This window comes from Thalassoglobus neptunius (genome assembly GCF_007859735.1).
GTDB lineage: Bacteria > Planctomycetota > Planctomycetia > Planctomycetales > Planctomycetaceae > Thalassoglobus > Thalassoglobus neptunius.
Genome location: NZ_SIHI01000040.1, coordinates 18,917 through 29,725 on the forward strand (window position 1 = coordinate 18,917; position 10,809 = coordinate 29,725).

Sequence of the window (10,809 nt, forward strand, 5' to 3'; positions counted from 1 at the left end):
AACCCTCTACAGATTGTAGGAAATCTTTCCGTCGACCTCTTTGATAACTTTTTGTCTTCGCAGTTCGGCAATCAAGCTATCGAGTTGTGGCCCGGAAAGATCTTCTGCGAACAGCGAGTTGATCGTATTCGCTAACGTCCGGACTCTGCGAGGTCGTCCTTGCTTGCGTCCCTTGAGGTTCTTGACGATCGCGTCGATCTTCTCCTTGTTCGTCAGACCGACTGAAAGCTTCAGTGAGCGAACTGCGGAAAGTTCCTGTCGCCGTGCCACTCGGATATTTCGACTCTGAAGATGCTCAACAAGGGGATCAAATCCCGTGTCGTGGGAGATGATATGGAAGTACGCTTGAGGATGCTTACTCGCCAGTTCCCCGATGTAATAAGCGATATGGAAATCGAGGGCATTTGTCCCTGCACCGGAGATGGTGATGTATTTCCCGTCATCACCGAACTCTTGCATCGCTTGCACGAACTCGATGGAGATTTTCTTTTGTGTCGCCCCGACGAAAACAATCACTCGGAAATTGCCCTTCCTGAGAATCTCCAAACTATTCGGCTGAGTGTTTTCGAAGTCAATCAACACGTAGTGAAGCGTTTCCGTCGAATTCGCTTCGCACTTCTCTTCAGACAAAGCCACTCCTCACAACTGGTCCGCCCAACGAAATCGAACACGTGCTGACCAACACATGCAACGGTTAATGATACCCCACGCTGCACAGAGGATTGAAGAGCGCCTTTAATTCGCTCACGAATCGCTGCAATGCGTCGAAACCGGGTTTCAAGGTGGTTACGGAGAAAGAGTGTTCGAAGATCACGCTTTTTTGATTGCTCGAACGATTGCAAGCAAAACAACTGCCCCGACAAGTGCTGTGACAAGACTTCCTATCAGACCGTCAGGGCTAATCTCAAGCATGTCGAAAATAAATCCGCCGACGACAGCCCCCAGGACACCCACAACAAGATCTCCGATCAGCCCGAAGCCTCCGCCCTTCATAATCTGCCCCGCTGCCCAGCCAGCCACGATTCCGATCAACAGAAAGTAGACAAAGTTCATCGCATTCTCCTCAGAACTCATGTGACCAGTTGGAAGAAATCTTCGTACACCTTCGGCATTCGTTCACAGCGATTCGCACGAGCAAACTCAATTCTCATCGAACGAAACGGATTCAAGCGAGTGGAGAGAAACGATGGAAATGGTCGATGCACGAGTGCGCTGCTTCATCCAAACTACCCGGAACGTGCTCCTCAGAAAACCGTGACCCGAAAATAAGCGACCGATTCGCGAGCAACTCAATTCACATCCCGGTGACTTGAGTAGAATCTCAGCCGAAGAGACATTCGCAAGAATCTAATGCAGCAGTGAAAAGCAGCGGTGAAATGCATGATCAATCAATGAAACAAGGTGACGCCGCATTCGAGTGCGGGCCACCTTGTTAATAAGCTAAACATTTGAGAAAGAAAGGTTCGTTCAATGTGCAATCAATTCTAGAGAACGAATCCATTTCCCCAGCAATCAAACATTTACTGCGATGGCGAATCGTGACTGTTTACATCCGAAACGGAAATCTTCGTAACAGACTTCGCGAACTCGGTCAGAAGATTGTGGTGGAATCCGAATGAAACTCTCTTGGAAAAGGCAAAGCGATTACCTCCATCCGTCACTCGGTTGATTCATCATAGAGATGAACCGTTGAGGAAATCAGTTTGCTTTTCGTCGACGTCGGAGAAACAAGCCGATCGATCCAATTCCAAGCAGAGCCATCGATGACGGTTCCGGGACTGGCGCGACCGAGGTATCAACGCTGATGTTATCGAGTGTGTAAAACAGTGAAGTATTTCCTCCGAGTCCTCTGAATTGAACTTCGGTGAGGTTGGAGAAACTTCCTGAAAGGTTGAATTGTTGGAAATCTGGCAGTCCGCCGGCACCGTCATGAATTCCATCGAGAGCGAAAGTTTCAGTGACTGTTCCTCCTCCTGCAAGGAAACCTGTCACTTGAATGTCTGACGCCCAAAGGGACAGGACGCCAATGTGAGCTTCTCCCCCCATAAAGCTCAGCAGCGAAAATGGGTTCCCATTCGCCTGAGTCATCGAAATGACGGTATCGTCACTGTGGCTGATGAGGTAACGGTTGCTTCCGTTGTCTGGACCGATTGGATTCATGAACAAAGGAGAAGCTGTCGCTGCACCGAAGATCCCGTTAGTACTTGTAGACGTGAAATTGAACCCATTGTCTTGAAAGCCTGCTGTCCAGGTGATCGGTTGACTTTCAAAGTCTATCAACTCCAACCCCGCGTTTGCTGACTGCGCCAGAATGACAATCATTCCGACTGAATAGAGAATTTCTTTAACCATTGTGCACCTGTCTTTGTGAGTTCTGCAAAATCTGTGTCTTTTTCCAGATGCCCACTTGTACTTCTCAAAAACCTTAGCGGGGGTGCATTTTGTTAAAGATTAGAAGCTACTGCAGTTCGACTTATAACGCTTGTGCGGTTTAATAAACTATTGAGTGATATCATGTTATTAATGATATATCTGAATCAGGGCCGTTAAGCGGGTCACATTGGTTGTCTCGTTTCTTCTTCGCATCATCCGTCAATACCACGTTGCGCAAAGACAACGAACGTGGCTTCCAGACATCGCAGGGACTGGCCGCCTCATGACTGCGTTTCGTCGACGAAAAGAGAGATCTCGATCGCAGCTCTTCAGAGTTTTGACAGCGTCGAACTGAACAGCGTCGAAGGATGAATCGTTTAAGATTTCAGATCCACCCAGGGTCCGCGCGGGGGCCACTCCATTTCGAAAGGTGAATCCTTGTGAAGTGTTTCAAGAGGCGGAATGAGAAAGGAACGTAATTGAGCGAGAACCTCGGAGAAGGTTACGTCCCCGATACTTAAACGGCTTTTCCGATGGAACGCCGTCCATTGCTTCGCTTTTTGAGGATCTGCTGCGAACTCATCGGTCAATGCGAAGGGAGGGTCGCTGGGAAGAGCAGTCTTTCTCCGGACAAAGGTCGCTTGAATCGCATCGCTGAGTTGCGGTCCAGAGAACGCATCTTGATTCGCAAGCGTCCATAGGTCGTAGAAGTCCTTCATTCGACTGTTCGCGATTCCGAGAACGACGAGAGCATGCAGCTTTTCTGCAATCACGGTCTCTCGTGGATAAGCCATCAATTGCGGAGGTTCAAGATTCAGGATCGTCGGGTATGTGACCGGAATGGGTTTTGGCGTAATCGCATCTCCAAATCCAATGTCGATCTGTATTGGAATTCTCGCGCTGACAAGCCGGGAGGTCAGCCGGACACGAATTCCCTGATAGTCGGCGTCCTCCTTGATTTGGTCGGCGATGACGCTTTCAGGAAGGTATTCCATCCCATCACTCGAAACGTCCAGACGGCAGATCTCTGAGAAGATTTCTCGAAAGCGTTCAGGATCAGGTGTTCCTGCTCCCAGAAGATCGAGATCGCGCGTGGGACGATGAACATCGGCCGTCCAGATTTGAAACAGCATGGCTCCTTTCAACACGAAGAGATCGCGGTGAACCGACTGAGACATCCGATACAAAAATCGTTCGAGGGCGTATCGGGTCAGAATCTGATTGAAGTTTTCTTTTCTCTCACGCGAGAGGTTCAACAACTTCTGACGGACGGAGGCTGCAAGATTTCGGGCAGGGGGACGGCTCACGACAGACTTTCCAGATACGGCCGCATGACGTTGGTCATTCGGCAAACCTGAGCGGCTTTCCAGATTTCGTCGCGAGTCGCCCGTTTCTCTCGCAGACAATCGCGGAGTGCTTCGATAGCGACGTCCAATCCAATTTTGTTGCGAAACTTGAAGCAGTCCGCCACGGTTTTGGCAGGCGTGTAAATGCGGACAGCTACGCCATCGATTTGATGTTCTTCGATTCCGAAAGTGAGCGCCGGTCCCGAAAATCTGGCCACGCGAATCGGCGGGGAATCGACAGCCGGTTGCCGTGCATGGTTATCGAGAGCAATCCAGACTTCAAACGGGAACTCCGTGGTCAACTCGTGAAAGTGCAGGGCACTCAACAGGCAAATCACTCCGTGCGGGATCAGTTTGGCAGCCTCTGCCAGAGAGCGATGTTCGCCGGGCTCGGAATCGAGCAAACAATACAAGCCACGACTTGGCCGATCGATCAGACCTTCGGCATACATGCGATTCAAATAAGAAGCAGAGATACCTGCCTCTTCGACGTCTCGCGGCCGAAGGACTCCCGATTCCCGGAGCATTCCCAGAATTTGTTGACGTTTGTTCACTGTTACATTTCGAAAACGTCGGTACTTTTCAACAACTACCTACATTATCGCAACACCACCCCGCCGACCACAGGCTTTCTACTCACGCATCATCAAATTCCAAAACCTCGCACCAGCCTTCGCGGGATCGTAGGGAATGAAGTGGTTCCCGAAGCTTCACACCATTCAGGCAGGATTGACGGTTTCTCCTGACGCTCGTAGTGTTTGCGGTCATGTCTACCGAGAAATCTGAAGCAATTGTCATTCGCCAGGCTGATTTCAGCGAATCAAGCCGCGTCGTGACGCTATTCACTCGGGAATTCGGAAAAATCTCGTGTCTTGCGAAGGGGGCCAAACGGCTCCGAAATGCTTTCGAAGGATCACTCGACCTGCTTTCGGAGTGTCGAATTGTTTTTATTCGCAAGCAGTCAGCCGGTCTCGATCTTCTGACAGAAGCGCAACTCATTCAACGTTTTCACCCCGCTTCGAAGAGCCTGCTTCATCTTTATGGCGGGTACTACATCGCTGAACTGTTGAACTCGCTGACGGAAGAACACGACCCCCACCCCGAACTCTACGCATCCACTGCTAATGCACTCGTCTCGCTAAGTTCTCCACAATCGCCTGTCGCTGCAATTTTTCGATTCGAATTGACGATCCTTCACGAAATCGGCCAACTTCCGGACTTTCGAACCTGCACGATTTGCCATTCTACGATTTCTTTGGACGATCAAAGCAGATTTTGGGTCTCAGAGTCCGGATTGATCTGTTCACGATGTGGCCATTCCGATTATCAACAGAGCGCGATTGAATCTGGCACAGTTGCCGTGATCCTCAAACTGATCGAAAGCGACATTGCCAAATTGGATCGTCTGGTCATTTCAGACCGACAGAGCAAAGGAATTCGACGAATCCTGAACTCAATCATTGCCTCAATTCTTGGGCGACGCCCAAAGACAGCGGCATTGCTGAAGTTCTAGAACCGATTTTCGATACAGATGATCGTTTTGCTTTCCGCAAACGCATCGACTTTGATCGGAAATCTTCGATGTCAATTTCTTGATGCTGGCGTTCTGACGGCCTTCTCTCCCCTGAATCCGTCCGTCTCCCCTTCCAAGTGAGCGATGTTGACATCGTCACCAGGGTGAGTGATGAAATACGTGAACCTACTCAATTCGAGAATCGCCCGAGCCTCCGTGGCAGCGTCCCTGTTTGCAGGAACGCTGGCAGCCTGCGGGTGCGCCGGTCCGTCCCTGTTTTCACGACAAGTCTCCGCCGACGAGCCGGGACCGTCGATCGACAACGTAATGGGACCAACGGAACGGGGACTCCGGCAAGTTGCCTTTGAGCGTGGCGAAAAACTTCGCGGGGGATCCGACAAGGATCTCGAATTGGCACGCGAAAAGTACAACCGAGCCAAGCAGCTCTTCGACAATAAAGATTATGCGGGCGCCGAACGTGCGTTCAAATCGATTGTCGACGAACGCCGCAAGTCTTACGAAACATTTCAGACTCGCTTTGAAAGTTTCTGGGGCTTGGGTAAAGACTCGCTGGCGTATGATCAGTTCGGTGATCCCGTCGAAGAGGATGCTCTCTTCATGCTTGCGGAATCACAGTTCGCTCGCCAACGCTTTACCAAAGCGCAGGACTCTTACGACGACCTGTTGAACCGGTATCCATCCACGCGGCATATGGATCGTGTCACTCGGCAAATGTTCCGAATGGCTCGCTACTGGCTCAACTTCCCAACCGACACCGACGAAACGACCTCATCCGAAATTCAGCTTGCATCCGCGGATGTTCGCACCCCCGGAGACGTTGCCGTCAGCTCAGGACAACCCGCAAAGAGCGGCTCCATTTTCCCGAACCTGACCGACAAAACTCGTCCGGTTTATGATGCGGATGGAAGAGGACTTCAGGCATTGCGGTCGATCTGGCTGCATGATGCAACCGGACCTCTCGCAGATGATGCTCTGATGCTGTCAGCGAATCACAACCTGCGAATCCGAAATCACATCGAAGCCAAACGGCTCTACACACTTCTGCGTGAGCAGTATCCCGATAGTCCGCATCTCAAGGACGCCTATCTGTTGGGAGCACATGTGACGATGGCGGCCTACGAAGGCCCCGAATACGATGGAGAAGCTCTCCATGAAGCACGCGACCTGAAACAGTCGCTCCTGCAACTTTACCCAGACCTTTCTTCGGAAGAACGCCAACGACTCGAATCTGAAATCAATCAGATGCACACCGCTGAGATTGAGCGAATCTGGGAGCAGGTCCGGTTCTATCAGGTCAAGGGGACGACTCCTTCAGTCGCGCTTTATTGCAATGTGCTGATCAACCGATACCCCAACTCGGAGTATGCGGACCGAGCTCGAGAAGTTCTCCGAAACCTTGAGTCGTCCAACAACGGCGGCAGATTCTGGCCATGGTCCGGTGGAGCGACTCCGACACAGACCGCAGAAACACCTGTTCAATCCAATCCAACAGATCCTCGAACTTCCACCCGACCGCAACCGGTCGAGTCCAGACCTGCCGAAGATCAATCTGGAACAGAGAAGAGAAGTTTGTTCAACTTCCTTCGCAAAGCGGATGAAGCTCCTCAACTTCAATCGACTCCAGATCGCCCGGCGTCTGGTGCTGCAACACTCTAATTCGAACTCCGGAACATTGAAGAACCATTCCACACATTCCCGCAGATTGTTTCTCGCTAACTTGCTGACAGCGGTCACCGGGTCAGCTGCAGGCTGCGGGTATGTGGTCGGGAGCCCTTACGGCCCCGAGGTTCGAACGGTGCATGTCCCGACGTTTAAGAATGAATCGTTTCGTCGTGGATTCGAACTTCAACTGACGGAAGCGATTCATAAAGAGATTGAGCTGCACACGCCGTATCAACTCGTGGCTGGCCCGGGTGCCGATACGCGACTCTCTGGCAGGATCATCAGCATCGACAAACGTTCTGCGAACCAGAACAAATATGATGAACCGCGAGAACTCGAACTGGCGATGGGGATTGAAGCTTCCTGGGTCGATCTAAGGTCAGGACGTGTTCTCGCCCAGCGACGGACTCGTCTCGGTCCACAAGCCACACATGCGTTATCATTGGCGAGTTTCGCTCCCGAAACGGGACAGTCCCTCGCCAATGCAACGCAAGATGCAGTCGATCAGCTCGCCACAGAAATCGTGACGCTCATGGAAGCTCCATGGTAGTCTTCAGATTCAAACATCGCGCTGCACACTCCTATGCTGAACACTTCCAAGACGTGCGCGAGTTGACGAAGACTCTTTCTTAGAAGGCTCTATTTCAGCAATCGAATAGCTTTGACAACTGTGTCTGTCTGAGGCCGTCCGCCGTGAGTCTTGCTGATTGTGGCGTATGTGATTTCTCCATCTTGATTAATCACGAACGTCGACGGATAAGCTGTTTCTCGTTCTGCGTCCCAGCGAAGATTATAGGCATTCGTCAGCTTGTAATCAGGATCAAGCAAGAACACAAAGTTTTCCGGTAGCTTCGTCCCTGTCAGAAACTCTTGAGCTTTCGCTTTGAGGTTCTCACCAGGACCAGGGTACACAAGGACGACAGTCGCATCCTCTTTGGCGAACTCTTCAGCACTCTTGATGAGACCACCGACCTGGCGACTGCAGGCTGGGCACTGGTATCCGGGGAAACCGCGAAGCATCACGAGCACGACTGGCCCGTCTTTCAGTGTTTCATGAAGCGAAACTTCTCCCGCTCCATTGATCGCTTCCAGTGAAAAGTCAGAGGCTTTGTCGCCAACAGCTGGAGGAGGCAACACATCCACTGCTGAGACCTGGGCAACAGCACCAAAGGTCAGAACGAAACCGACGAGGGCAAGACAAGTGGAATTCAATCGCATTATGAATTTTCCCGAGACGAAGTTTTTGACGAGGAAGGCAACATCGCCGACCTACTTAGAGCATTTTTTGTTTTAGTGTACACTCACTCGCACGAGCAAACTCAGCCTTTTGACCTGATGAAAAAGTTCAAGCGAGTGCACAGGAAAGAGCAACTTGCTCTAGAAGATGACCCTAACACGAAACGATCCCAACGTCATTTGTCGCAAAGGTGATTCTCCGCCGCCTGTGAAAGAATTCACAACTGTGCCCAGTTTGCTTGCGAGAACTTTAAAGAGTTGGCGAATACGCCTGTCTTCGCCTGATCAATGATGACTGCTTTTCCCGGACATAGAGAGAGACCGGAGCAGGGGAGTGAACAGAACTCAGGCTACAAAAGAATGAGACACCGTCAAAGAATAGCAGCCCCAAAAGACTGAGGCGAAAAGAATTGAGGCACAGTAAAACCGAAGTTCTACTGTGCCTCGCTATTCTCGAGGATCGGTGATCCCGAGGTCCTGAAACGGATTCGAAAATCTCGCTTCAGTGAAAGTCAATCATGTGCCGGAGCCAGTCCCGACGATTGACTTCCTGGTGGCTGCCGACGACAGCCCGCCGACTACTTAAGCAGTACCACCTCGTTGTTGGCTACTAAAGTCTGATTCCACAGGACCACCTCCTTTCCATTTTAAACATCCCGCTTCACCCGGCTCGCCAGATCCGGTCTCTTAGCAGGCGAATACCCTTCGGGTGCGTGATGCCCGAAACGAACTGAAAACATTGTTACGCTTTCACACAATTGGACAAGACCAATTTGGAGGAGGTTCGCGTTTTTTTATTGCAATCCAATTTTTTGATGGTGCCGAGAACCAGAAGCACTTTCCGTTGGAAAAACCCCAGCGAGCAACTCTTTCACGAAGTTCCCATCCTCAGAGGATGAACTGCTTCTTCCAGGTTCGTCTATTCACCACTCTCTTCAGCATCAACCGCTGCCACTGAAGAGGTCTCTTTCTTAACCAGTTCGGCGAGGTAGATGTCCAATCTTCCCGTCGAGTCCGGTCGGTCAGATGCGAACAACAGCGTTCGCCCATCCGGAAGCAACTGCGGAGTCGATTCTCGAAATTCGGTATTCAACGAGTTCAACGGTATGGCGGGACCCCATTCGGTGTTTTCATCGGAGCGAATGTGCACGTACAAGTCGTGATATTTTTGTCCGCTTTGACTTCGTTCAACGACCACGACACGACCATCGTCGCTGAGCGTACCTCCTGGTTCCTGAGCCTTTGTTTTCACAGGTGCGTCGAAGGCAGTGGGAATCGGCCAACTCTCCTCTAATGACCTTCGAGTTGTCAGATAGAGATTTGCATCACCGGCCCCAGCGTAACTCATCAAAAGCAGGTTCAGGCCATCAGAATTCAGGTTTGGTTTTGAGAAAGCTGAAGGGGGCATCGATTCCGCTCGAGCGATCGGAGATTCGACAGGACCAGAATACTCTTGGTCACCTACCAAAACAGATTGCATGATCGTCTGATATCCATTGTCTCCATAGATATCTTTCCGGAAAAATAGAACTCCACCATCAGCTGTGAGTGTCGGATTGTATTCGTACCCGGAAGAGTTAATATCGCTCCCCAAGTTGACTGGAGTTGGAAACGGGACATCGGTCGATTCACGGGTCGAAATCCAGAGGTCAGACTTGCCGTATCCACCTCTCCGATAGGAGGAAACCACGAGTGTGAGCCCGTCGGCCGTCATGTCCGCACCGTATTCAGGTTCCGTCGAATTGATGTTCTGAAAGACGTCAGGAACGATCCTCCATTCATAATCTCCGGACGTCAGTAGATCAGCGAGCGATTGTCGAGGTTCGACCGAGGACTCCTCTTCGCTTGTCTCAGCGTTCCCGGAATTCTCCAATTCTGAGTTGAGATCTGTTTCAGCCGGAAGCTGCCCCCCACCTTCAACGTGCTCCGCGTTTTTCAGCCAGAGCAGGGGATTCCTCGTTCGAGGACAACAGAAAATCCGCGCCGACAGCAATCACGACCAGCGCCATCACTCCAAGTGGCACGGCGATCCACCATGGAAACTGTTTCGAAGATTCGGACTTCTCTTTCGATCGACCGGATGCGTTTCGAGTGTTCTTACGAGACTTCGTTTGAACTTGAGGCAGCCGTTCCGTTTGCTTGCGGGGAGAATTCTTGCTTGCAACCTGAACGTCCGTCATATCAACAGAACAAGCTTCGATCGCTTCCATGACCTCGCCCATCGTTTGAAATCGATCCTTCGGATCTTTAGCCATCATTCGCTGAACAATCGGATCGACAGCTTGAGCGATGTCAGGTCTCTCTTCCTGCAGCGAAGGAACGTCAGCATCTTTGTGCTTGAGAAAGACATCAATAACAGTGTCACCCTGATAGGGGGGATCTCCTGTCAGGAGGAAATAGAGCGTGCATCCGAGGCTGTAGATGTCCGAACGCGTATCGGCTTTCGAAGCATCCAGAGTCTGCTCGGGAGCCATGTAAGTAACCGTCCCGAGAATGGTTCCCGGTTTGCATTGTTGAAAACATCTCTGGAATCTGAGATGAGAATGCGCTAAAATCTGGTGATGAGTGATTCCCCACGAACGAATGTGTTGTTGGAAGTGGCAAAGCTGTCGCTTCGGATTGGACGCAAGTATGTCGAGCCGTATTCGCATGCGAAGA

11 protein-coding genes are annotated in these 10,809 nt (G+C 51.1%); 3 read left to right on the plus strand and 8 right to left on the minus strand.

What is annotated here, in order from left to right; genetic code table 11:
* Positions 1-6 precede the first annotated feature (6 nt).
* From KOR42_RS22240 to KOR42_RS22260, 5 genes are all read right to left on the minus strand, one after another.
* A complete protein-coding gene (locus KOR42_RS22240) occupies positions 7-630 on the minus strand; it encodes a PIN domain-containing protein (RefSeq protein ID WP_146512037.1) in 624 nt (207 codons plus the stop codon).
* 180 nt (positions 631-810) lie between these two features.
* Positions 811-1,053, minus strand: a complete 243-nt coding sequence (locus KOR42_RS22245; RefSeq protein WP_146512038.1) for a GlsB/YeaQ/YmgE family stress response membrane protein — start codon at positions 1,051-1,053, stop codon at positions 811-813.
* A gap of 645 nt (positions 1,054-1,698) precedes the next feature.
* Positions 1,699-2,352 carry an NF038120 family PEP-CTERM protein gene (locus tag KOR42_RS22250; protein WP_146512039.1) on the minus strand — a complete coding sequence of 218 codons (654 nt, stop codon included), beginning with the start codon at positions 2,350-2,352 and terminating at the stop codon, positions 1,699-1,701.
* A gap of 398 nt (positions 2,353-2,750) precedes the next feature.
* Complete coding sequence (locus tag KOR42_RS22255) at positions 2,751-3,680, minus strand: nucleotidyl transferase AbiEii/AbiGii toxin family protein (RefSeq protein WP_146512040.1); 930 nt, start codon at positions 3,678-3,680, stop codon at positions 2,751-2,753.
* A complete protein-coding gene (locus tag KOR42_RS22260; protein ID WP_146512049.1) occupies positions 3,677-4,246 on the minus strand; it encodes a type IV toxin-antitoxin system AbiEi family antitoxin domain-containing protein in 570 nt (189 codons plus the stop codon). The genes KOR42_RS22255 and KOR42_RS22260 overlap by 4 nt, the downstream gene beginning before the upstream one ends.
* A 239-nt stretch (positions 4,247-4,485) precedes the next feature.
* Here KOR42_RS22260 and recO point away from each other — a divergent pair, with 239 nt between their 5' ends.
* The 3 genes from recO to lptE all read left to right on the plus strand — a co-directional run bounded on the left by recO (position 4,486) and on the right by lptE (position 7,465).
* Entirely contained in the window at positions 4,486-5,232 is a 747-nt protein-coding gene (gene recO, locus KOR42_RS22265) for a DNA repair protein RecO (protein WP_146512041.1), read from the plus strand.
* 171 nt (positions 5,233-5,403) lie between these two features.
* Complete coding sequence (locus KOR42_RS22270) at positions 5,404-6,909, plus strand: tetratricopeptide repeat protein (protein WP_146512042.1); 1,506 nt, start codon at positions 5,404-5,406, stop codon at positions 6,907-6,909.
* 16 nt (positions 6,910-6,925) lie between these two features.
* Complete coding sequence (lptE, locus tag KOR42_RS22275) at positions 6,926-7,465, plus strand: LPS assembly lipoprotein LptE (protein WP_231741076.1); 540 nt, start codon at positions 6,926-6,928, stop codon at positions 7,463-7,465.
* An 89-nt stretch (positions 7,466-7,554) separates the two neighbouring features.
* Here the strand turns inward: lptE and KOR42_RS22280 are convergent, their stop codons facing one another.
* From KOR42_RS22280 to KOR42_RS22290, 3 genes are all read right to left on the minus strand, one after another.
* Positions 7,555-8,133 (minus strand): peroxiredoxin family protein, encoded by a 579-nt coding sequence (locus KOR42_RS22280; RefSeq protein WP_146512044.1) that lies wholly within the window; start codon positions 8,131-8,133, stop codon positions 7,555-7,557.
* A gap of 937 nt (positions 8,134-9,070) precedes the next feature.
* Complete coding sequence (locus tag KOR42_RS22285) at positions 9,071-10,024, minus strand: PD40 domain-containing protein (RefSeq protein ID WP_146512045.1); 954 nt, start codon at positions 10,022-10,024, stop codon at positions 9,071-9,073.
* A gap of 43 nt (positions 10,025-10,067) precedes the next feature.
* On the minus strand, positions 10,068-10,809 hold a 742-nt coding region (locus KOR42_RS22290), incomplete at its 5' end, for a protein kinase domain-containing protein (protein WP_146512046.1).

What these genes read in the sequence shown, in the direction of transcription:
- KOR42_RS22245 (WP_146512038.1), bottom strand. Translation starts at nt 1,053, where the DNA reads ATGAACTTTGTCTACTTTCTGTTGATCGGAATCGTGGCTGGCTGGGCA.
- KOR42_RS22250 (WP_146512039.1), bottom strand. Translation starts at nt 2,352, where the DNA reads ATGGTTAAAGAAATTCTCTATTCAGTCGGAATGATTGTCATTCTGGCG.
- KOR42_RS22260 (WP_146512049.1), bottom strand. Translation starts at nt 4,246, where the DNA reads ATGCTCCGGGAATCGGGAGTCCTTCGGCCGCGAGACGTCGAAGAGGCA.
- recO (WP_146512041.1), top strand. Translation starts at nt 4,486, where the DNA reads ATGTCTACCGAGAAATCTGAAGCAATTGTCATTCGCCAGGCTGATTTC.
- KOR42_RS22270 (WP_146512042.1), top strand. Translation starts at nt 5,404, where the DNA reads ATGAAATACGTGAACCTACTCAATTCGAGAATCGCCCGAGCCTCCGTG.
- KOR42_RS22280 (WP_146512044.1), bottom strand. Translation starts at nt 8,133, where the DNA reads ATGCGATTGAATTCCACTTGTCTTGCCCTCGTCGGTTTCGTTCTGACC.